The following is a 23,188-nucleotide window of genomic DNA, read 5'->3' on the forward strand; positions in this document are numbered from 1 at the left end:
ATCTGTGGATGTTTGGTTTTTAGAGTTTTATTTAGTAGAACTGCACAATTCCTTCAATTTCGTCCTGTGTATTTGTTTGGCTGCGGACATGTGTAACGTATTGAGATTATTTTCTATCCATAGTCAATTGCGAGGGTGGCCTCTTGGGCGTACGGGTATTTGAAAGCCATCAGGATTCGCCGCATTATGAGCTCTTATTTGATCAGCATATGCCCGTTCACGTGACGACCAACGGGCATTGCCGGCTCTTGTTTGAGGTGCAGTTAGCGCGACTCCTCCTTGTGGTGTTAAAACATGAGCTTGACCTTCTACATGCCCAACAACAACTGGACCAGTCGTAGGTCCACCATCAATAGTGCCTATTCTTCTTGCTGTTGCTTGAGCACGTCGCCTGTGGGATTGTCTAATTCCGTCAGAGGTATATCCAGGCCGCACCCTTTGCCTAACTAAACCACCTGGCCAAATATCGAAAGCTCGTTCACCGGTAACAGGATCTCTTGGCGGGAGATTGCGGGGGTTTGGCCCAAGATCAGGCCCCAATGGTAAGGTCGAAGTTGCCGATTGTTGAGCCTCTACTCTTGCTGCTGAATTTCTTGGTGGGAGATTTCGCTGATTTGCCCCTTGCGTTAAGGATGTTGAATTTGCAGGCCTCTGAACTTCTCCTACAGTTTGATGTGCATCTCGACTTCTACTACTCATTGCTCGCTCACCCCTCCTAATTATGTTCCTCGCTCTTGATACACTGGCTTGAACTATTTCAGGTGCAACTACAGCCGAGCCTACCAAACCTCCTGTTCTTCTAGAAGCGGCTGCTAAGTCATTATTTTCAAGATTAACCACAAATGCTTCGACTGTATTTGAGTGAATATCTCTTACCATATTAACCACATCTCTTTGTGTCTGCTCCCAACCAACTGCTTGTACACGCTGTTGTAAATTATACCCTTCATTACCCAAACGGCTACCTAACTCACCTGTGGCGAGATCTACACCTAATCCAATTGTTGCTCTAACTCCTTCAACTGTTCCCTCGATGACCCCTAAAGAATAATTAGATCCAACTGTCCATGTGTCCCTAATTGTATCTTTCGCAAATTCTAATATTCCTTGCTTTCCCTTCTTGTCTGAAAAGGCGTTAGGATTTAAGAAACAATACCCATACAGATTTCCTCCACCCTCAATCCCAATCGGATCCGAACTCACCCACCTCCCCAACCAGGGTGCATAGTACCTCGCCGTATGATAATTCAACCCGGTCTCCTCATCCCGTTCTATACCCGTATACCGGTAACGTTTAGCAGTAGACGTGACCGCACTGTTGTTGGAGTGAAAAGCGACTGTGCCGTAGGGGTGGTATTCCTCATAAGAAATCGGCAATGTATTTTCATCAAATTCGGCTGTTACCGAGCCCAAGTGGTTGGAATATTGATACCGGAATTTTAAACCGGTACCCAGACTGTTGCTATCCGTGGTGATCACGCCTTCCAGGATCAGGATCCGCTTGTCGTCGGCGAATAAATGAAATGTCTCTATTTCTTCGTCGATCACTTCGGGGGAGGCGTCTTTCCAGCGGCGATAAAGTTCATAGCCGCCCAGGTAAATGCGTTCCTCGTGGATATTGCCGTGCGCCAGATATTTGCGGGTCCTTTGTTTCTGGCTGTCGTATTGGTAATGTGCCCAGCCGCCGCCCTGCCTGTTGACCGACGAGACCATATCCCGATAATCCCAGTTTAATGTTTCCAGACCACCGGCCTCATTGGAAAGATTGAGCATACTTCCGTGTGTGTCGTAGCGGTAAGTGGTTGTTTTTTGTCCGGTCGTGGTGCTTAAAAGCCGGTTGCTGAATGCATCGGTTTCATAGGTCCTGGTCCAGTTGCCGTCTCTGGCGATATGCAGGATGTGCTCAAAATTTCCGACGATATCGTAGGCATATTTTTGCGTGTAATCGCGTAATGCTTTGTCTGTTATGGGATATTGCGACGATATCGGATCCGGTTCTTTGGCTTCCGGCACAGCATTGTATTTAGCATTTTCCCTGCCCGTGGCCTCAATCAGACGATAGATCGCGTCGTAGGTGTAGTTGTTTTCCGGCAATACTTCCTGGTTTTTGAAATAGACGGGTTGGTGCGCGTCGTCCCGCACCTGCATGATGTTGCCGACAGGGTCATAAGTGTAAAACAGGTTCTGGAGAATGTCATTTGCTACTGGTGTCGGCCGGGTCGTTTTAAGGTGCACCAGCCGGAATGTCTCGGGATCATATGCGTAGACCGTTTTTGTTCTGTTCCCATAGTGGACCTCGGTGCGCTGACCTTTTTCATTGTATAGTATAGATTGGATCGCATCCGTTGCGCGCCCGTTTGCAATCAGTTTCTCGCTCTTCAACACACCACGCTCATTGTAGACAGGCAAATAGATTGCACCGCTCTCTGGTTTGGCGGCGCGGTGCCAGTCGTGCTGACCGATCATTCGCCCAAGTGCATCGTAAGCTGTTTGCTGTTCAAAAACTTCGGGATCAGGCTGCGCTGATTTCCAGTCTGTTATTTCCGATTTACGGTCTTTCAATAATTGTCTTTCCGCGTGCTGGAGCTGTCCTTTGCAATCGAATTTCACATGCGTCATGCAGCCGCTGGCGTCATAATGCCTAAATAGCTGCCCACGCAGGTTCGATAGTTTACTGTCGGCATTGCGGGCTTCCTGGTCTGGAATGCTATCCCCATAAATCATCCGCTCGATCAAATAAACGCCATGTCCTTTTATTGTGACCGTCAATTCCAATGGACGGTGCAGGGCGTCGAACCGGGTGTGGTAAATGTACTCTTGTTTTGCTTCTCCGGGTTTTCGATTTTCATCCCACTGGTAAAGCGCTTGCCCCGCGGCATCCGTGAGCATCCACCTTTTCCCAGCATCCATACTGTATTGAAAAAGTAGGTTACCCGCCATATCGAAGGCAGGAGTATAGCCCGCTGTGGCGTTTAGCTCCCGATAATTCGGTGCAATGACATAGGCCATGACCTGATTAAAACGCGCATCCTGTATCCACAACGGCTTTCCCTCGGCGTCCAGCTCCACGTAATTCCGGTAGCGCTGCGATGCGCCAGCTTCGTCAACGCCATTATCCGTAATAGATACCACGTCCCTGCCGAGCGCGTCCAGATAAGTGATGGTGGGGGTATTTGCGTGCCTGGCGGCTTTTGTTGCTGCGTCTTTTTCTTGCCGATTTGCGCCTGCCGCTTGCCTATCCTGATACCAGCGGCTTTTCAGTACTGTATCATTGGCATCCCAGGCACTTACCTGCCAGGCGTCGAATTCGACTTTTGAAAATGTGCCATTTGGGAGCTCGGTACGGAAATTCCTGCCCGCTGCGTCGTAATACTGAACAACGCTTACACCTTCTTCCCGCTGCGTTTCGACGCCATGACCGTATGAACTGAAATACGGTTCATATTGCCTGACCACCTTTCCTTTGTTGTTTGCAATCGTTTTACCACTGACGATCCAGCGCAAAGTACCGCCTTCCGTTTCGGGTTCGGCCTGGGCTTTTTTGAGAAGCACAGTGCCTGAGCCATCGCTGTATTCCATTGATACCTGCAATGCATTGGCATCTGCGGGTTGTTGCAGCAGCTCTGTAAGGAAGACATCAGCAAGTCCTTTCGTGCCGGATCGATCATGATGGTGCCGCTCCCGCAGGATCGTGCAAGCACTTGGAGGAGACTTTTCATATACGGTTTCTCCGTTTATAATTTCTTCTCCGGTATGGTAAATGTGACGGGCTGTGGCGGTCCCAAGCCAGTTGAGAGCTGTTTCCCTGTCGAATTCCGGTGCGGTAAAAAATGCAGTCAGATCCTGTGTGAGCAGGTTGAGCAATGTGTTTTCCGACAGAAATTGCAGCTCATCCGCTTCATTACCTTTTCCTTTCACAGCCACCGCGGCAGGTGTACCCAGCAAATCGAATGCAATTTCCGTGAGGTTATCGTTCAGGTCTTTCAATTCAATAGGCGCTATCACCCGGAAATCAAATTGCGTCACGGCAGTCTCATTGCCTGCCGGATCTTTGCTGCTCTCCAGGTATAAGTCTTTTTTATCGTATCTAAATGTGCTGATGTTGCCAAATGAATCTGTAAACCTTTCGGGCAGTAAAAAGTGCTGCATGGCGTCTGCCTCGAAACCGGCGGTCCCTGAACGCATCCACCATTGATTTTCATCGGTTGAAAGGCGGCCGTAACCTCCCTCTTTCATGATACGGGACATCATATCTTCAAATGATTCCCCGGTATGTTGCAGGTCTGTCAACTTTTCGGCAAGAACCGCATCCAGCAAGTCGTCGGTAAAAGCGAGCTTGTAGCTCTCGTAGGTTAGTCCTAACAGTCCCTGCCTCCCCATCGGCAAGGCTCTGGCGGGTTGTGTGGTTACGGAAGCATTCAAATCGTCAAAAAACAATGTCCTGACCTGCTCTACCAATCTTTTCTGCGGTTCTGCTCTTGAGCTGAGTTGATGATAAGGAATTTCTGGGATGTCCGAGGCCAGAAGTGTCCTCAGTTCCTGAATCGTATAATAGAATCCGACGGCCGGTTTTAAGCCTGTGACTTCAAATGTTGAAACCTGGCAGGGGACCGGCAGCCGGAAAAAATCCTGTTCGTCAATATGATTGGTATATCGAACACTGTTTAAAGCTGCGTGGCCCTTCTTTTGCACCTGATCGATCAGCGCCAGGGTGTCGGTATCTTCATCCCGGCCGGACAGACGAACCCTTCCATACGTGACTGTAATAGCTTCCTCCACCTGCCCGTATTCATTAAAGGTCAGATTGAAGGAGTGGCTGATCCGTGGATCAGGCGAAATGATCTGCCCGCCTTCCAATTTCAGCTGATAGTTGAAAACAATGGATTCGGACTCCCCGACCAGGAACACCGCATGCTTATTGGATCTTTTTGGCTGTAAGCACCGGATGTGGCAGTTGTGGAATGCCGTGGTAAACAGTTTAACCGGTTCTGGTTTTTTCAAAGGATCGGTTTCAATGGAAACTTCATAAACCTCCTGCCGGAGTGTCATGCCTTTGCACGCCCGCAAAGCTTCGCCCCACTCGTCCATCGTGAAAGTTCGAAGTGCTTCAATGTCCGGCTCGGGCAGGGATATTTCCTGGAAATCGCCGGCTTGCGGTCTGTAATATTCCTCACTGTATTGATCCAGTATCCGGCCTTTCCCCAAAAATGCACCGGTGTGAAACCAGGTAATCGTTTTGACAGGAGGCTGGTAAAGCGTGTGGTCCAGACTGATATATGGGCTATCCTGATTAACAGCGGCAAATTCCCCAAAAGTCTCGGTATCTGTCTGCTCAACCCTCCCAAAACCTCGAAATTCCCGTTCCTGGTGATCATAATAACCATGATGATAGGTGTATTGATTTGAAAATGAGGTTTTCCGCCACTTGTCCTTCGTTGTGGTTTTGACCAGGCAGTGAACCGGAAATGGCAGCTTTGTAATCCAGGGCGTGCCATTTTTCTTGTCTTCCAGATAAAAAGCGGTTGACGACCGGTAGGTAGTTTCAATGGATTTACCCAGATTATTTTTATAACATTTGAGCAAGTGTGGCTTCTTGCTGTTCATGAGGTCGATATACAGGAGCTGGCTCCCGCCGAAGTTGGGCAGCGGAGAAGACCAGACAATGCAAGCAGTGCCAGTGCCCAACAAATCAGCCGTCTGGATGCTGGCGGTGTTGTCGATAGTAGGTAAAGGAATGGTAACCGGCATTTTTGCCCAGGCATTTCCGCTCAGGTTAAGCCAGCAGTTGCCTTCTGCTGGCGGTAAATAAAGCATGTCGGGCACCCCGGACCCGTCTACATCGACGAGGCGTAGGTAGGAAGGGTTGAACAAATCGGGATGATCGAAAACCGGCGCGTCGTCCATTTCGATCTTACTTCCAAATTTTCCATAACCCATGTTGGGCCAGTAGCACACCGAACCGTTTCGTATCCGGACGATATCGGTAAGGCCGTCGCCGCACATATCCGCCAGGAAAATGCTTTGGGTCGAATCCGAAAATACCACTGCCGGGCCTTTCTCTTCATCATATCCTTTTGGGGACGTGTAGCTTTCATCAAAGCCAGCCTTGCCTTTCGCAGGGTACCACCTGATCACCGATTCTTCGGTGACCACCCAGTCGGGAATACCATCTCCGTCGAGATCCAGAAACCGCGCATTCGGATCTCCAAAATCAACATGAGGCAGGTTGTCAAAAGTTTGAAACCGCTGCCATTCACCGTCCGTATCCAGCTCAAAGTAGCCCGGTGTTACGCCACCGTAGGCGACCAACTGTTTGATGCCATTTCCCTCCAGCTCCTGTAATTGCCAGCCGCCCGAGGAGGACCCGGCAAATGACGGTTTGGGTGAAACCAGCGCTGCGGGTGCAAATTCTCCGTTACCCAGGTTCGATTTGTAAAACCAGCCTTGAGCCTGCTCTGTCAATGCACCCGATATCCCTTCATTATACAGATCAACCCACTGATATTGCTGGCCATCAATGCCCTGGGGCAGGTCGGCAACACTTTCTTTCGGCAGCTCTTTGGGGTCCAGGTTCCAGTCATGTGCCTGATAGGTCAGCGAAAGGGGAGGCAGGGAGCGTTTTTCATAAACTCCTGCGTCCACTTTTTGGTAATGTGTCTGCCGTATCTCTTTCAGGAATGTGAATAATCCGTTTTGTAAACTATCAAATTGCCGCCTTTGCGCTTCCCAAACCGTATCTCCGGTACTTTGAGCAGACGGGTTAATGTCATAAGTAAGGTCCAGGGACTTAACCAAACCGTTATACTCTTTCTCAAAATGGTGGAAGAGCAGCACCCTCTTGCACAACCGGGTTGTCCGTATCTCGAACCCGGGCCGGAATGAAGAAAAGGCATCCGCTCGATAATTCCAGGGTTTGACTTCATTGCCCGATTCGTCGTGCTCTCCATAGTCAAACAGAGTTTCAAAGAAAAACTTACCCTGATAAGCAGATTGCTCAGACCGTTGCGGAAAATAAGATGTCTCATTTCCATATAGTATCCGCCTGGCATATTTATTGGTATAAGCAGGCTGTTCCTGGTCAAATCGGTTGCGATTATGCAGGGATCCGGCGTCGGCCCCGGCAGCATCCTCCGCCTTGTATTGATATTCAATGACATTCCCTTTGTCATCATAGGTTCTTTCCAGAAGCCATTCAAATACCTTATCGGGATCTTGAGGATCTGCGATACGTGCCCCGGGTGTTTTGCCAAAAATGGATGTAATGTTTTCTTTGGTAATAACCCTCCAGTAAATGTCCTTGCGAAGCGCGGAGCACCATTTTTCAATTCTTGCAAAGCCGCCTTCTATTCTCGGGCGATAAAACTTCACAATATATTTTTCGCCTGAAAGCAAATGTTCCTCCATTTTTGGCAACCACTCTTCATTCACTTTTTGGAGATAAGGGACCAAATCTTCCGCTCCTGTAAGCAAAAAAGTATCAGTTTCATTGCTATCAGCGTCCAGGTATTGAGGGAGCTTCTTGTCTGTTTTTCTCGACACTGATGGAATGCCAATACCCCATCCTAGACCAAAAATGCCATTCCCTCCTCCGGAATTGTACGAAAGGGCAAGCTGAGGTGCAAAGCCCCTCCCCGCAGTAACGGGCAGGAGGATAGACAGCGACGCAGACCCATTTACAGGGTTGACTTCAAATTTTTCATCAATCCCCTTTATCGCCCCACCTCCTTTCGGAAGGGTGATCTGCGGTATCTCCAACCTGAATTTGTCCTCCTTTTTTGATGTGGCGGAAGCCATCCGGTAGCTGCCGTCTTCCCGCTTGTAGGGAGATTCCTTTTCAGAGGATTGCTTTTCGGTGGAGTTCATGTTGGAGTGGGCTTACGTATTTGACATCAATTTCACTATAAGGCAATGTGTTGCCAAATTTTTTTTTGACATCTTATTTAATGGTTCGGTTGATATACAGTTAGTCGTAATGTTAATGCATTTGGAAACAATGTATAGTCGGAATTAAGATGGAATAATTGTGGATGTCTTAACTAAAATCATTTCGCTCTCTTTGGGACTGACTTCAGATTGTTGATGAATTACTCACTATGAAGTATTGATAAAATCTATAAAGGAAGCTGTGAGAATAATTCGGTCGTGGCCATTATTATGTAATCACGACTGTTATCAAAAAATCAGGTTTGAAGATGATGAATGCCTTTAAAGTATGATTTACTCTAAATGGTGCGCTTTAAACTGTACTGTTAAGCTGGTAAATAGTCCTAAAAGTGTTGACGGCTAGTTCATAGTATTGTTATCTTTACTTGTTAAAGTTTATACAACCCGCCCATTTGTTAGCAGCGAGCGCTCCCGCTTTTTTCAATTAACTCGGTTGGTGTAAGGCCAAATGTTTTTTTAAAGGTGAATGAGAAGTGCGACAGGTTTTCAAAACCAACTTCTAGATAAATTAGCTGATGCTGGATGCTGCTGAAATCAAAGAGCTGCGGCTGAAAGAATCCCTTCCGGTTATCAACGAGCTGGGTAAATGGATCTTTGAACAAATTAAAAGTACGCTCCCAAAAAGCCAGATTGGAAAGGCGATACAGTACAGTTATGGCCGTTGGGATGCACTCAGTGCCTACTTATACGACGGAAATTTGTTGATCGATAATAATCAAATTGAAAATTCCATAAGGCCGTTGGCGCTAGTCCGGAAAAACTATTTATTCGCTGGCTCACACGAAGCAGCGCAGCGGGCTGCCATGATTTACTCCTTCTTTGCTATCTGCAAAAAACACAATATCAACCCCTACAATTGGCTAAGAAACACCTTGATAAACATCTCCACAATCAACCATAAAAACATCACCGATCTGTATCCGCAAAACATTAACAAGTTCAGCAATTAACAAATATGTAGTTGATAGGCCGGATACGGTACTGACTCTTCCTGCCTTAATTTTGTTTTTTGCTCCCAATCCAGTTGTTGATCCCGCATTTGTTGTTCTAGAGCGTAGAGTACTTGCATGCGTTCAAGCACATAAGTCGATCTTTCTTTATCGTATTTAAGAGCGTCAACAAATTTTCGGCGGGAATGGGCCATGCAGTAGACCAGAATGATATCTGGATGGTTACCAAAGAGCTTTTCATAGACGGTGTACCCATCAACCTGAAGTATACCAGCGTACCCTTCCAGCATCTGCTTAGGTCCGCTTTGATCACGACCTTTCCGATAATCAAACAGCGTAAGCTTATCACAAGGGGCATTATAGATCCACATGTAGCCCTGAGTCCCTAACAATATCATCCCGCAAAGCTTCATGCGATATTGTAGGATGTTTATTGAGGTAGCCAAATCAAAGTCCACTTTCCTTTCGCATCATGCTTAGGAACGCAGGTGTAATGCCTAAATAACTGGCGATGTGTTTTTGGGCAATGCGTTGTTCCAACCCCGGGTGGCGCTTACGGAACTCGATGTACCGTTCTTCGGCGGTTTTGTAAAGTTGGGAGGTTATGCGACGCTGATAAAGCTCAAAGCCGTTTTGGTTAAGGATACGGAAAAATCTCTCAAACTTTGGGATAGTTTCGAACAGTTTTTCCAGTAGTGGCAAAGAGATACAGTATACCTCGCTGTCTTCCAGTGCCTGAATTGCATTTGCTGCGGGTTTTACTGCGAAAAAGCTCACGATATCGCAGGTCCACCAGTTTTCGGGATAAAAACCGATGATATGGTCTTCTCCGCACTTATCGGTGTAAAACATGCGCAGGCAGCCTCGTTTTACAAAATAAATATAACGGTCGATCTCTCCTGCATGCAACAGCCAGGTGCGCTTCTTCACCTCCATAAGCTGAAAGAAGGCAAGCGCCTGCTCCTGCTCGGCAGGAGCAAGCGCTATATGCATGGCGAAATTGTTCAGGATAAGCTGGTGCATGTGCGAAGATACCTATTACAACGCAAACCGACGCGTCATGTACAGTTTAAGGTCTGCCAGAGCAGCCAGGCGCAGTGGTTCGGCCATTATACGGTAAGCATCACTTTGCGCAACGGTCAAAAATGCTTCTACGCTAGCATATTCCACAAGAAGAATGGCGTCCCAGTCTTCGCCTTCATCAGCTATTACGCTGGCCAATACGTCGCTCAACAGATTTACTTTCGCTTCCAACCCTAACTGTTCCATCACGCCGTGAAATGCCGGAAGGTATTCTTCTACGTAAAGGCGGCGGTCTGCGAATTTAAGCATATTCAGCATCAATACCGGGCCTGTGCCTTGCACGGTGTCCGGAATAGTTACCACTCTCATTCTTCTGCTATATTTTTTATATTTTCCATAGCACAAAGTTCGCCCGATCCAGCTACAAAAAAGTTCAACTGGTTGAAGATTTAGAGAAAGTTTGATGGGTAGAAGTTTACTACGTTTGGTGAATCCCGATATCGCAATAGTCCTCAATTTTTTAATTATACGTTTTGCTTTCTCTTGAGCAGATATGAAATTAACCGGTGGTATAACTGTAAACTATGTGACTGGTATAAACTCCCTTTTAGTCACCATAGAGAAGTCAAAATGTACGATAAAATCACTGTCGGTGACCTTAAACTGTACTCTGACTATCTGAAACAAGCCGCTAACATTCTATACTCTGGGTTCCACTTCGCGCTTCTTTTATGCTGAATGTCTGAGGTGCGAAAGCTACTCGATGTGTCGCCGGGCAAGCTGCATGCCATGCGCGCCAGCCGCCAGCTCACCTTTATGCGGATCGGCCGTGTGATTTATTACGACCGGGCAGACATCGACAAAATGTTCGAGAAGTTTAAAACTGCTGCGGTCAAATGAAGAAGAAACTATCTTCATCTGGCTTTGGAAGCGAGTGCCCCCCGGACGAAATTCACGTCGGGGTTTATTTTTTGCAACAGGGATCTACGGTCATAGAAGCTGTCAAATTTTCAATCACTACACAGCAAAAGGATGGTCAAATGCGGAAGGTCGACGGCTCAAAACCTGGAAAAGGCTCGCCTGGACCTGGATCTGCTATCAGCAACCACGGTAGCTTCATTGTATCTTTACCGCCTGAATATTGTTTCCTCGACACCCAGACAGTTGTTTCTCGGCCCATTTGTAACATTATGGCTCTCTTGTCTCGAAACCGACCCTGGGTGGTAGAAGCACCTCCGCTTTGGCATTTTTCTAATACCTGGCCGCAAATGTTCCGGCAACATTTTCAAAGCCAGCCAGGTACACATCTCCGCCGGAAACGGCCAGTTCCACTCCATAGCATTCGTCGCTATCAATATTCAGCGGAAGTCGAACGCCGTTTTTCCACATCCTGGCACCGCTATTCGTGCCGGTAAACTCGCTGCCCGATATATACACATCGTTGCCTACGACAGATATGGACGAAGTGGAAGATTTGTGTCTTTCATCGGTCAGTTCGCCAGCCACACTATTTTTCCAGGATACAGCGCTTTGATATCCCGGCGCCGGGTATTGGTGCCCTGAAGCATCATCGTCCGCCTAAATATCCAGACTTTCCGTAATAAGATAATTTTTTGCAGCATCTTTATAGTGATCTACTTGTTCAGACGGAATCTTGACAGGGAAGTCAACAATCACCTTTGCCTGACTCCAAGCCTTCTCGTGATGTTTTTGCTCAACATAAAGCTGTAGCAACAGAAACTTGGGTAAAAACATATTTGGCTTTATGTTGCATGCGTGACGAAAAGAGAGTTCTGCGTTCTGATGATCGCCCAATGCAGCATAGCTTTTTCCCAGGTAGATATATAGATTGGAATGAGATATCTGCTTCGATGCGAGAATCAGCAGAGCGAGGCTTTCCTTGGATTCGCCGGCAAGAAACATCTCGGAGCCATAATTAAAAAGAAAGTTTCCATTATTTCGAAGTTCGCCATAACATTTTTGGTATATTGGCCTTGCATGTGCAAAGTCGTTCCGCAATGAAATTTTTGCTGCTTTTTCCCATTCTAGCAGGGCACTGGCCCGCTTAAATTCACGATTAAATATAACGCATGCCAACAAGACAAAGGCAGTGGTTATCATTGTACAGACAAAACGGCGACACCGAATGTCAAACGTTAACTTTGCTGGCTGGCGACTGCTAATGACGGCGCAATAAAAGGTAAGATTGATCAAAATGGACGTTGTTCGCATTGGGTAACTTACTAGGCTACAAATGAAAAATGCTATGATCGACGACTGGGCACCTCGAAGTATCCAATCTCCTTCATTGGATCTTATTGACTTATACAGCTGCACAAATATGACACCATAGAAAATGTATACAATTGGACCGAGTTCAATTCCCGTCTGCAGATATTCATTAAAGGCTGCAAACGTGTCATTTTCTAGTAATTGAACGCTTATTGAGGGGTGCTCTAATTCATTAAATTTAGCCTGAAGGTTATTGTACAGGTTCTTGAATGATGCTAGCCCAGTACCCTGCCACGCACTAAATTTACCCATCGTCAAACAGATCCGCCAAATAGTCACTCTGCCGATCACAGAATTCACATCAAGCGAGTAGAGTTTAACTGCAGCGAGTGAAACCAGAAGAAGTAACAATGGGCCATACAAGTATCTATTACCACCATTGAAAAATTGGCCTACTTGCAATTTTTTGACTCGCTCAGTGTCTGTTGCGATAAACATAAAGGCAACAAAGATCGCTACAACGGCTGTCCTTGTATTAGTCGCGAATATTTGAAATAACCCTAATCCAATACCTAAAATACACATTGAAAACAAAATTCTGGGCCATATTTCCTTTTTCTCTTTCAAATTCAAGCAAATCGAAAGTAGAAAGGGAATTGTTGATGCTATATAGTTAGCATGTTCTCCAGAATTGATCTCCGCCCCCAAATACTCATCGATGTAGATATTTTCAATCCTGATCAGGCTGAATGTTATTGAAAAGAATGCACCGAACACAAATAAAGTTGTTCCAACCTGAGACAAAGCGTCATTTCTAAACTTAAAAAACACCACTAAAAAAGAGCACGCCAGATATGCATAATAGTTCGGCACTTCATCATGACTAAAAATATTTACTAAAAGAAAAATTATGATTATAGCAAATAAAATATCGAACGAAGAAAAGCGAAGTCGAAAATCACGTTGTTTCACTTCTTTGCAGAACGTATCGATTGCCAGAAAAAAAAGAATCAAGGACGTAAAAATCAAAAAATGAACGTCATACTCAACACACCCAGCCCTGTAATGAATCCGGCAAAATAAATGGTTCGTAAACAGAAAGAGAATACATAGACATGGAACAAAACGTCTAAATATGGCCTTAAAAACTGTTTTCATTTTAACTTAAAGCCAGCCCAAATGGGCTGGCTTTATGATTGATAATTTAATGATTCGACAATAGTACAAGGTCATTTGGAGGTAAAAGTACCCTTCCCAAACGATCTGTAGTTTGTTTTGATCCTGAGTACATCTGTAAAACCTGTAGAAGCTGATTCCGATATCTTAAACGATCCTCTGAGCAGACGTTGGATCTTCCAGCATCAAAAAACGGGAAGATAAACCAGCATTCGCTCCGAGGCGACGTTATCTTAGGAATTTTCCATTTGTTACTCGTCGAGTAAATATTTTTCGAAATTACATCCACCGCAATTCTATTCAGGTTTCCTTCAACGTAGATGCTATCAACAATACCTTTCCAATTAACTCTGAAGTAAAATATTGATAGCTCTGCTCTGCATCCGTCTTCCTTGGTTTTGAGAGGCACCTCTTTCACAAGGTACTGACTTATGGTTAAGTCTTTACCATATGCTGCTGTTTCGCCCTTAAGCGGAAGCTGCAATTCGGGAACCCATTTAGACTGGCTATTGGCCGCCCATCCGGCTAGAATAAATGTTAAGCATAATGTGATTCTAATTACATGCCGATCCATATTGATGGTTATATTGATTATTCAGATTTTTGAAATAGATGTTTGTGTTTATAATATTGTTTTTCTCGTTTTGGCTGAGAACGTTCCATGCTCCCTTTCCTTCTAGGCCGCCCCAAGCTAGATAATAGGCATTTGTCTCGCCTAAGCTTGGAAATTGCGCCATTAAAGCTAGTTTCATGGGCTGTATGTACGCAGCGGCCATTGTCGCATGCTCGTTCATCTCTGAATCTGTAAGGTAAAGATGTATTATCTCATGGTATATCGTAGCAGCCACGTATTCTCTCGAAGCGTTCGCAAGAGCATAACTGTTCATTGTTATTTCGTGATTACCTGACGCATATGCATTATCGCCCGGAGTGGTCTGCATGCTCTGCTCTTTGATTGTAAAACCGAGTGCCTGCGATTTATTGAAATTGCCAAGAATCCCCTGGACCACGTTGTTAAGATTTAGGTTCACTGTATTATTAAATGTGTTTTTCAAGCATGGCGTTTTCAGATCATTTTTAATACTGCCGTTTGGTGGTGTTGTAGTTGTCTGAGTTGGTGAAGACCCTGAAGGGGGCGGGGTATTGGGGTTGTAATTTACTTCACAATTTCCGGTATAAACACAGTTGGTGATGGCGCCATTTGTCCATACGTAGCACCAGTAAATTTTTTCACAGTATTCTTCTTCGACCTGCGTTCGGAGCGTTGATGCGACTCGTCCTGTCGCAGTCTTCTCACCCTTTTTCGTATATACCCATAATCTTACCCCAGTTTCTTCTCTTTCCCCATTCTTATAAGAGTATCCTTCTAAATATTGATAGTCCAGATCATATGATATTACAAGTCCTGTATAGTTCTTCATTCTCGTGCTTCTGGATTTAGTCACCGCTTCATGCTTCCCATCGCTTAAGAAGTTGGCATCACCAATGAACTCCATAATTCGTGCATCAACAATTTTACCATTCTTCTCCTTAAAAACATAACAACGATAGAACTCAGTCTCATCAACATTGATTTCAAACTGCGCTGTTTCTACAATTAAGATGGTTTCTCCGTTCTCGAGCTTACTCTTATGTGAGGCATCCCAACTAGGTTCTAACTTCTTACGCTTTTTATTATCTTCATTTTCACGGAGGTTTTTAGCTTGAAAGCGATCTTCGTAAAACGCTTTGGCTTTTTCAAGTAATTCTGAATCAGATTGATCGAAATCGGAAAGAAAACTGTCCTTTTCTACGCAGGAATAGACGAATAAACAAACAAAGCAGGCGAGGACGCCAAACACCAAGCTCTTTTTCATTGATAAGGATATAATTTAGTGAAACATTAAATACTTAAACATTTGTTATTTATTTAAGTAAAATGTGTCGTAAACGGCAGGTGGACTATTGCCCTATTTACTTCGAGGTGCTTTCCGATCGTTTGTAATCAAATATTTTTAAAAAAAAGATTAAGAAGCAAGAAGCCATCAAAATAAACTTATGACACAATGATACCACTACCTTGAGCGAAGTTTATGCGAGTGCCTTATGGACAACACTTTACCAATCCCGAGTCAAATGAAAAAGTGTTTAAAAGATTTTGGAACAGCATGTTATGACCCATGAGATGATAAATCGCCGAAACCATATACGTTGGTGATCATTATACGCACTCGATGTAGTTACTGCGGTAGAAAAGTGGGCCGCAGTAGCTGATGGCAGAATGTATTGGGAGCAGTGATGAAAAGCTATACGCCTCAAATGCCGCTACCGAAGCAAAGAAATGGGAGTTTGCGATGGGCTGGATGGATTTTGGCCTGAGTGTTAACCCTACATTTGCCAACGTTCCGGTCTATACAAGCGATTTTTAAAAATTTGTTACTATTGACGCATCCATTGGGATACAAAATGGGAATCTCTGACAGGTTCGGTATCGCTTCTTTCTCGAATGGTTATCGATCGGCTCGGTAAATTTTAAGTCTTGCCGGATATCACAAATTTGGCAATCTTCCTATAGCATCACTACCGCTTGGCTAATAACTTTTCGAGAAAAGTGCCTGAGTCTATCGGCAGAAAAGATGCTTTTGAAATTATAGTTGAGATACCAAATGTATCTTTTAATCACTTCATCAACAAACTTCTACTACCATGATACCGGCAACCCAAACGAACGAATCAGACATATTTCGAATTATCGGCCTTTCCGAACGAGACCTTTTTAAGGTGGGCGATCCTGACTTAGTCTGGCTAGTGTATCCATTTGAACATGGGACAGAAACGCCGATTGCAGCATTTACCGAATCATTTCGCGTTTGATCGTGCGAGTCGGCCGAATGCCTTTGTGGAAACAGGCGTCGGGACTCAATCGGTTTCGAGCGCATCGACGGATATGGAAGTGGATAAATATCGTCAGTTGACGGGGGCGGCATGACCCCATTCCTGATTCGCATGAAAGGTGAGGGAACTGAATCGGAAATTCTCGACGATGTAAGTAGCAATTTGGATGAAATTAGCCTGAAAAATAACATTTCGGAGCTCGTGACAAATTTGAAGTTCAGACGAAGAATTGTTGGGAACTCGATTTAGTGGGTACGTTCTGGGCCGCAAATCGCAAGTTAGCGATTTAAAAAGGCGAGGTCTTTCACTTCGAGAATTTGCGAACTGAGAGATCGGATTCCAGGTCAAACCGGGCACTTATCCCAAGCGCAGCGGTCGAGTTTGTAAACCGGACCCAAATCTTCATCGAACGTGCGATTCTCGACAACAAAAAAGCCTAACCCTGCATAATTCTTCCTCGCTCTGAGGTTGGACGCTAGCGGATCAATAAAATGATAGCGGTCACTTCGGGCGATGCGCTACAGCGGTTAATTGCTTGCTTCATCGTCTCGGTATGATACCCTTTCAGAGATCGTCGGCATCTCCTATCCAAATGCCCATACGTGACTGGGCGTTTGCGAGACAGCACTTTCGATACTTTACTTTCGGGGAAATCACACGAGCAAGTTAGATATGCTGATTGAATTATAATTCTGGGTACCAAGCTACTAATGGTCGATGGCTAACTTGGAAAGTAAGCTTTTCCATTCGTATCTACTGAACTGGTAGTTGGAGTAACAGCAAACGGTTTTGTTTGAAAATGCCCGGGACACCAAGTTGAGCAATCGAAATTTATAATGGCTATATTTTTTGGCAATTATTTCATACTTTGTATTCCGTTATGTCTGTCTTAATTTACGTGAGCCGAAATCTCCCGCAAGAATAGCGGTGTTACACATGTACAGCCTGTGCCTTTTGTACCTGAGAAGCTGATTTGCGAATCTACCACGGTGCAGAGGTGTTCACCGATTCATTTGTTTCGTGAATAGACAAGTAATTCATTTCACGATAAGATTGTAATATTCTGGCTGTCAGTATTTTCCTTGTTCTGTCCTTTTGCAGTTCACTTTTTTTTGTTGTTAAGGATTCCATCAATACTTTTATATTCACTATTTTGCATTTCAATTATTGCTAAGCATGAAAAAATGCCTATTAAACTTGTACTTAGAAGACGATTATATAGCAGTATTGTTGTATTAGGAATTGTTTTTGCGTTTTTTGTTCATTATGCTGAAACTAAATAAATAGCTGCTTTGAATGAACGGAGGGCTACGACTGAGATACGCCTCTGTTGGGATTTTTAAGTGCAAAATTGATATACGAACATTGGGTTAGTTTGTTAAGTATAAACGGAAATGTTCTGTTTAAGTATGGTCCTGAGCTATTCATTCATGATGGCCGAAGAAAGAGTCTTCCGGTACTGCTTAAGGTTCAAATTATATATATCGCACTGACCTGTGTGTCTATTTGAGAAATAATTTTAAGGCGCTTGGGTATTTTGAACAGGCGGGGTATACTTATAAATAGGCTATGAATATTAAACGTAGCCTATTCCTTCCGAAATATTCAGCGCTTTTGTTATGCGATGAATATGGAAAGTGTGACAAGGCATTGGATATGGGAATGACTATTAGGGCATTCCCGGTGAAAATTCCATCTCGTCAAGTTGCAACCTATATAGATTATGCGAATGGCTATTTTAGACAAATCGATGTTGCTACAGATCATTATCTTAATGGCCCTAAGTAATCCAAATCCAGTACTCAACGAAAATACTAAAAATAAACAGGCTGTATCTAACACCCCTAGTAGGTTTAGTAAGGTTGTCCATTATTATCAACGAAGAAACGACTCTCTTGGGGTAAGATCAGCAAAGTTCTTGATTGAGAATATGAACGGATTGATGTCTGTGGATCAAGAAACCGGCACTGTTGTTTGTGATGAAAATGTTTTGACGGAAGAATATCTGATACGCTCAATCAATCAGTCGCTTGATGTATCTCGTAAAGAGATAATTAATAAAAACTTGTCCGAAGAAGTCTTCTTTCAACACATATTGCCATACAGATTATCATATGAGCAGCTAACGAACTGGAAGGCCTTATGTATTTCGAATTATGGCAAGTTGCTGGCAAATACGCGTGGTTTGCCTTTTGAAGAAAGGGCAACCAGTTCAATTCGCCTGATAAACGATCGTTTGATAAATACTTTCACCTACGATTCGAATGCACTAAGCGGAAATTTTCAAACTTGGAAGCAACTGTATCAATATAGACGAGGCGATTGCTGGGCAATGACAAATATGATCACGTTCTCGCTTAGAGCTTTTGGTGTACCCGTGACAATTGACTTTATTACAGGTTGGGCAAATTCAAACGGAGCTTCACACGCTTGGAATGTATTTGTCAAAAATGATAGGCGCACAATACCATTTATGGGTTTCGAGGCATCCCCGCCCAATTACGACCCGTTTAGAATATATAAAAGCCTAAGACGGTTTCCTGTAAAAGTGTATAGAAAGGTGATGGCCGTCAGTGGACAATCTCTTAGAGAGGTAGTTACGGAGGTGCAAGATATTCCTGCGCAGCTAGATTTCGACCGAGTATTGGATGTTACCGACGAATATTTATCGACCAAGACAGTAAAACTTACAGCCCCATCCTTGATAAATCAGGACGTTTCCTATCTCTCACTCTTTTCGAAATGGGGGTTAGCTCCAGTGGTTTGGGCTCGCGGTAGTGGAGGTGTTTTTACATTTTTGAAAATGGGTACAAACGGTCTTTACAGCCTGACAACTTTTTCAAGAAGCGGTTGCGAGTCGATTAGTTATCCGTTTTCTGTAAACTCCGTCACTCCACGTATTTATAAACCCAACAAGATGGCCACAATTTCAATTCGCATCAAGACGACTAGCTCTGTTGAAAGTAGGGCTTTGAGCCTGTATGGCAAAGATATCACAAAAGCTCAATTCTTTACCGCTATGGAGGGAGTGTACAACAAAGGAATAGGTGATGTCCCGAAGGACAACACACAGTACAATTTATATTATTGGGACAAGAAGTGGGTTCATGTCCAGAAGCGGGTCAAAATTGCCGGTGCACAGCTCATATTCACGAATGTCCCATCTAACGCTGTATACAAATTGAGTAATGATTCAGGTTTGTCGTACAGCAGGGTGTTTACTTATAATAATTCAGAGCAAATTTGGTGGTAGTCGATCAAGAGTCACTTCGTCAGGAATTTTCACTCAGGTTAGTATCGTCACATAATTTGACAGCTTTAAGAGGTATTGCGGCTATAATTCTTGTAGTTTTCCATTGCGATATTTTTCTAAAGCCTGTATTCAATCATGCAAATAGCATGCTGATCGCAAACGGATGGGTTTGGGTTGATTTCTTCTTTGTATTGAGCGGGTTCCTCTTAACGCATATTTACTGGAATGATTTTGAAAAATCTATTAGTTCTAGATTCTATTTCCGTTTTTTAATTCGACGGATTGCCAAAATTTTTCCTTTACATTGGTTCCTGCTTTTTATTACATTTGGTCTTGCAAGGTTACTGATTTGGAAGTCAGATCAGGTCAGCTGGTATATGGCTGAGATGCTAAATTCGGAGGCTATCGCTAGTCATTTCCTACTAACAAATTCACTAAATTTCCAGCGCATTCCGACTTTAAATACACCAACTTGGTCGCTGAGTGCTGAATGGTGCACATACGTGCTTTACCCGTTCATGGCTTGCGGGTTTTCAAGGTTCATGAAATTGCCTACCTTAGTCAAAGTGAGCATAGTTACAATACTGTTGTTGTTCATCTTCGGCATTTTCGATTTCAGACATATTGTCGCTGTTATTTGCGAATCTGACCTCGAAATGCATATGACCTCAGACTGGGGTTTTCTTCGTTGCCTGGTCTGGTTTACACTTGGCCTTGCTGCCAGAAGAAACGCCCCTCGGTTTACGAAATTTAAATATTTATGCAGCGACCTCAGCTTTTTAGTAGTTCTTGTACTAATATTTGCCGGAATGCATATTGACTTGAACTCGTCACTCATAGTATTGCTTTTTCCTCTTCTGATTGTATCTGCGGTACTTAACAATGGAATAGTCTCTGCAATATTGTCACACCCAGTATTTCAATATGCAGGAAAATTGTCATTTTCAATATACATGGTCCACGTGCCGATAATCTACGTGTATTGGCTCAACATTTTAAATGATTATCCAGACGCTCTTTATCGGGTGGGAGCTATTCAAGCAGCGATACGTGTCCCGGCGTTACAACTATGCGCCGAAGTTCTCATCGCATCTGTCACACTGTCAATCCTTCTTTTTCGATTTATTGAAGCACCTAGCAATTATTTTATTAGAAATCTATTCAAAGACTCACGTTGATATTCATCTCATATGTGCAGAAAATCAGCAACTGGCTATCAGATAGTTAGAAAATTGAGTAATAAAAGTGCAGTAGATAGCGTCGCGTTCAAATTATTTATAATTGACTACTATGACAGGTCGGAAAGGTTTCTAGTTTCTGGGGATTTTCATTCCTCTTTTTTATTTAATATGAGGATCTATATATTTGGATGTTTATTATAATCAACTATCATTTATGAAAAAAAAATACGTACAAATTGTTGGTTGCCTTTCTCTTTTCTGCATACTTGTGTTTTCATGTATGGATGGAGATCGTTCCCTTCTCCCTTCGGAAGATGGTTCTTTTCAAAGTAGCCTATCTGCGGCAAAGGAATACTACAACTCCAGAGTGACTACATCAAATCTTCGCACGAGCGAATCTTCAAAATATGGCAAGCTGAACCCGGATTGGGACAAAGCCTCAAAACGAAAGGTCAGAAATGGAGATGATATTGTGGTTGTACCGACAGCTGGATATGATATCTCGGATAAAAACTCTGCATTTTACCGAGCATTTGTCTTCAAGGAACAGGGAGGAGCTATTGTGGACGGAAGAATAGTTGAGTTTTTGGGAGATGCTAAATTTGTTAAAAAGCATGGGGATAAATTGTTGGACTGGTTCAGAGATCGTGAGATACCAAACTATACCGGCCTTGTATTGACTTACGATGTTAATTACCAGTATTTGGATGGTTTTTCATTTACAAAGGGCAAGATGGATGAACTTGGGGTTCAATTGTGGGTGCGCACTGAAAAAACGCCGAATCGAGTTACTTCAACTCTGAGGACTCAAGTAGAGGATGCATATTGTGAAAGGATATATTATTGCTACGTCTGGACGAACGGTATGATCACAAATTGTGTCTACAGTGGCAATTGTGATGTTGCTCCTGGTACCCCTCCAACTCCGACTCCCGGGGGACCTCCGACAACAAACCCGCCAGCATCTGCTATTAAGAATGACCTGAAAACCGAGTGTTTTAAGAACGTATTTAATACGCTGATAAGTGCTCAATTCAATAACAAAGTTCAGACAATTCTGACGAACTTCAACAAAGCGGCTTCACTTAGTTTTACGATAAAGGAGGCCCCAATGGCCAATACAAATACTAATGCAACTACAGTTGGTACAACTATAACATTGAATACTACCGCTCTTCAATATGCGTCTCAGGAATATATTGTTAGAGTTATTTATCATGAAGTTCTGCATGTGTATTTAGGGGGAAGTGAATCTGGTGACCATGCTACGATGTCGACAAAGTATGTTACTCCAATGGCTAGCGCTCTTCAAGCTTGGTTTCCAATCAGCACTGACGACGCAACCGCGCTAGCCTGGACGTCATTGAAAACATATCCCGCATGGAATGATGTTCCACAAGATAAAAAGGATATCTACTTCGGAACTGGCGATCGTTATAAAAACTTAAACAACCAGTATCATGGAGTATTTGGGCATAAATGTCAATAGAATCCTATTAATGTTGGGGCTTTTTGCTGGGATTCCTACATGCCATGCACAGCATTGGGAACAGACGAAGCCCTTACGTTATATTTGGGATGTCGACAAGCGAACAGGTGAAAAAAGAGATCTCTACACCTATCTGATGCGGGATGTAAGAACGGAGAACAATTGTTCAGCAACTTGGGGGATTTTTTATTTTCGAGTGACGGAGAGAGGAATGGTAGATAGCGTATATCATCAAGGGACATTACGCGATATCGTTGTCAAACAAATAGTATCAAATATATACGCTACGCAGGGTCATTGGAAATCTCAGGCGGGAAAGCCCATACCTAAGCGATACTGGTTTATTTATCCATATTATGATTTTGGCCCCTATTCCTTCGAGAGCACGAAATGTAATGATAGTGAAAAGGTACTTCAAAAAAACTTAGTTAAAGTTTCTGAGAGCATGCTGACCATTCGTCAACATTTTAGAAGTGAAGGATACTACATGCTAAATCCTACAATTATTAGTAGTGAAAATCCAAGAGACTGATAGATTTAGTCGTTCAAAGTAGCAAGAATCTCCGGCCCAAATTGTGGACTGCATTGTGGGCCGGTTTTTTTAAGTTTGAATCTACAAGCATAAATAATATTATTGATACGTTTCGCAAGATTTGTCGGGAAAGACCTTGTCAGATAATACTGGCCAAGGGTATTTCTTTTGACGGTATCTCATAGTTGTTGCACAAGGCTTCCGAGGGGGGCAGTCAGAGTTGAATTTATGAGGTTAGTAAGGAAAACGAGAAGTCTACCTAATAATTTTGTCTATTTATTTTGCCGCCCAAAGACACCACAATAGGTAAAACTTCCAAGGGTTTTCAAAAGAGAATTGAAATCTTGCAAAAGCGATTGCATTACATATGTCGCTTGGCAGGTATCATTTCGTCCGAAACAGATGTAAAATTGAGTGATGACGCGCTTAAAGCGGAGTTTGATTGTAAGCTTCCCTAAAAACAGAGTGGTGATGAATTAGACAAATTTTCTAATTTTAATCTGCTATGAAACGAAACACATTCACAGAAACTCA

14 protein-coding genes and 1 pseudogene are annotated in these 23,188 nt (G+C 43.7%); 8 read left to right on the plus strand and 7 right to left on the minus strand.

Annotated elements, in window-relative coordinates:
* Positions 1 to 123: 123 nt before the first annotated feature.
* The gene (locus LZD49_RS33930; RefSeq protein ID WP_234672907.1) at positions 124 to 7,863 is read right to left on the minus strand and encodes a SpvB/TcaC N-terminal domain-containing protein; all 7,740 of its coding nucleotides are present in this window, start codon (positions 7,861 to 7,863) and stop codon (positions 124 to 126) included.
* A gap of 599 nt (positions 7,864 to 8,462) precedes the next feature.
* On the opposite strand from LZD49_RS33930, the pseudogene LZD49_RS33940 reads away from it, so the two are divergent.
* Positions 8,463 to 8,894 (plus strand): annotated as a pseudogene (locus LZD49_RS33940) (transposase); the annotation flags it as partial.
* On the opposite strand, the gene LZD49_RS33945 reads toward LZD49_RS33940, so the two are convergent.
* From LZD49_RS33945 to LZD49_RS33955, 3 genes are read right to left on the minus strand one after another with little or no spacing between them, the layout of a single operon-like run.
* The gene (locus tag LZD49_RS33945; protein ID WP_310590526.1) at positions 8,891 to 9,307 is read right to left on the minus strand and encodes a transposase; all 417 of its coding nucleotides are present in this window, start codon (positions 9,305 to 9,307) and stop codon (positions 8,891 to 8,893) included. The pseudogene LZD49_RS33940 and the gene LZD49_RS33945 overlap by 4 nt on opposite strands.
* A gap of 34 nt (positions 9,308 to 9,341) precedes the next feature.
* Positions 9,342 to 9,887 (minus strand): Crp/Fnr family transcriptional regulator, encoded by a 546-nt coding sequence (locus tag LZD49_RS33950; protein WP_234672908.1) that lies wholly within the window; start codon positions 9,885 to 9,887, stop codon positions 9,342 to 9,344.
* A gap of 45 nt (positions 9,888 to 9,932) precedes the next feature.
* Positions 9,933 to 10,286, minus strand: coding sequence for a hypothetical protein (locus tag LZD49_RS33955; RefSeq protein WP_234672909.1), 354 nt, complete (start codon positions 10,284 to 10,286; stop codon positions 9,933 to 9,935).
* Positions 10,287 to 10,655: 369 nt separating this feature from the next.
* Between LZD49_RS33955 and LZD49_RS33960 the strand changes: the two genes are divergently transcribed.
* Complete coding sequence (locus LZD49_RS33960; RefSeq protein WP_234672910.1) at positions 10,656 to 10,817, plus strand: helix-turn-helix domain-containing protein; 162 nt, start codon at positions 10,656 to 10,658, stop codon at positions 10,815 to 10,817.
* A 351-nt stretch (positions 10,818 to 11,168) separates the two neighbouring features.
* Here LZD49_RS33960 and LZD49_RS33965 read toward each other — a convergent pair whose 3' ends face one another.
* From LZD49_RS33965 to LZD49_RS33975, 3 genes are all read right to left on the minus strand, one after another.
* Positions 11,169 to 11,423, minus strand: a complete 255-nt coding sequence (locus LZD49_RS33965) for a hypothetical protein (protein ID WP_234672911.1) — start codon at positions 11,421 to 11,423, stop codon at positions 11,169 to 11,171.
* A gap of 72 nt (positions 11,424 to 11,495) precedes the next feature.
* On the minus strand, positions 11,496 to 13,307 hold the full coding sequence (locus LZD49_RS33970) for an O-antigen ligase family protein (RefSeq protein WP_234672912.1): 1,812 nt from the start codon (positions 13,305 to 13,307) through the stop codon (positions 11,496 to 11,498).
* Positions 13,308 to 13,879: 572 nt separating this feature from the next.
* Positions 13,880 to 15,181 carry a SprT-like domain-containing protein gene (locus LZD49_RS33975; protein ID WP_234672913.1) on the minus strand — a complete coding sequence of 434 codons (1,302 nt, stop codon included), beginning with the start codon at positions 15,179 to 15,181 and terminating at the stop codon, positions 13,880 to 13,882.
* A 396-nt stretch (positions 15,182 to 15,577) separates the two neighbouring features.
* On the opposite strand from LZD49_RS33975, the gene LZD49_RS33980 reads away from it, so the two are divergent.
* The 6 genes from LZD49_RS33980 (at position 15,578) to LZD49_RS34005 (ending at position 22,654) form a co-directional block, all read left to right on the plus strand.
* Complete coding sequence (locus LZD49_RS33980; RefSeq protein ID WP_234672914.1) at positions 15,578 to 15,733, plus strand: hypothetical protein; 156 nt, start codon at positions 15,578 to 15,580, stop codon at positions 15,731 to 15,733.
* 395 nt (positions 15,734 to 16,128) lie between these two features.
* Entirely contained in the window at positions 16,129 to 16,293 is a 165-nt protein-coding gene (locus tag LZD49_RS33985) for a hypothetical protein (RefSeq protein ID WP_234672915.1), read from the plus strand.
* 1,635 nt (positions 16,294 to 17,928) lie between these two features.
* Positions 17,929 to 19,452 (plus strand): transglutaminase-like domain-containing protein, encoded by a 1,524-nt coding sequence (locus tag LZD49_RS33990; protein ID WP_234672917.1) that lies wholly within the window; start codon positions 17,929 to 17,931, stop codon positions 19,450 to 19,452.
* Positions 19,446 to 20,630 carry an acyltransferase gene (locus tag LZD49_RS33995; protein ID WP_234672925.1) on the plus strand — a complete coding sequence of 395 codons (1,185 nt, stop codon included), beginning with the start codon at positions 19,446 to 19,448 and terminating at the stop codon, positions 20,628 to 20,630. The genes LZD49_RS33990 and LZD49_RS33995 overlap by 7 nt, the downstream gene beginning before the upstream one ends.
* A gap of 217 nt (positions 20,631 to 20,847) precedes the next feature.
* Complete coding sequence (locus LZD49_RS34000; protein ID WP_234672919.1) at positions 20,848 to 22,122, plus strand: hypothetical protein; 1,275 nt, start codon at positions 20,848 to 20,850, stop codon at positions 22,120 to 22,122.
* Positions 22,094 to 22,654 carry a hypothetical protein gene (locus LZD49_RS34005; protein WP_234672921.1) on the plus strand — a complete coding sequence of 187 codons (561 nt, stop codon included), beginning with the start codon at positions 22,094 to 22,096 and terminating at the stop codon, positions 22,652 to 22,654. Before LZD49_RS34000 ends, LZD49_RS34005 begins: the two co-directional genes overlap by 29 nt.
* Positions 22,655 to 23,188: the final 534 nt, after the last annotated feature.

This window comes from Dyadobacter sp. CY261 (assembly GCF_021440085.1).
In the GTDB taxonomy this organism is placed as follows: domain Bacteria; phylum Bacteroidota; class Bacteroidia; order Cytophagales; family Spirosomataceae; genus Dyadobacter.

Excerpts from the sequence above, each read along its gene's own strand:
- LZD49_RS34005 (WP_234672921.1), top strand. The coding sequence starts at position 22,094 with ATGGAGTATTTGGGCATAAATGTCAATAGAATCCTATTAATGTTGGGG.
- LZD49_RS34000 (WP_234672919.1), top strand. The coding sequence starts at position 20,848 with ATGAAAAAAAAATACGTACAAATTGTTGGTTGCCTTTCTCTTTTCTGC.
- LZD49_RS33985 (WP_234672915.1), top strand. The coding sequence starts at position 16,129 with ATGGGACAGAAACGCCGATTGCAGCATTTACCGAATCATTTCGCGTTT.
- LZD49_RS33970 (WP_234672912.1), bottom strand. The coding sequence starts at position 13,307 with ATGAAAACAGTTTTTAAGGCCATATTTAGACGTTTTGTTCCATGTCTA.
- LZD49_RS33950 (WP_234672908.1), bottom strand. The coding sequence starts at position 9,887 with ATGCATATAGCGCTTGCTCCTGCCGAGCAGGAGCAGGCGCTTGCCTTC.
- LZD49_RS33975 (WP_234672913.1), bottom strand. The coding sequence starts at position 15,181 with ATGAAAAAGAGCTTGGTGTTTGGCGTCCTCGCCTGCTTTGTTTGTTTA.
- LZD49_RS33980 (WP_234672914.1), top strand. The coding sequence starts at position 15,578 with ATGGCAGAATGTATTGGGAGCAGTGATGAAAAGCTATACGCCTCAAAT.
- LZD49_RS33955 (WP_234672909.1), bottom strand. The coding sequence starts at position 10,286 with ATGAGAGTGGTAACTATTCCGGACACCGTGCAAGGCACAGGCCCGGTA.
- LZD49_RS33945 (WP_310590526.1), bottom strand. The coding sequence starts at position 9,307 with ATGAAGCTTTGCGGGATGATATTGTTAGGGACTCAGGGCTACATGTGG.
- LZD49_RS33930 (WP_234672907.1), bottom strand. The coding sequence starts at position 7,863 with ATGAACTCCACCGAAAAGCAATCCTCTGAAAAGGAATCTCCCTACAAG.
- LZD49_RS33990 (WP_234672917.1), top strand. The coding sequence starts at position 17,929 with ATGGCTATTTTAGACAAATCGATGTTGCTACAGATCATTATCTTAATG.
- LZD49_RS33960 (WP_234672910.1), top strand. The coding sequence starts at position 10,656 with ATGTCTGAGGTGCGAAAGCTACTCGATGTGTCGCCGGGCAAGCTGCAT.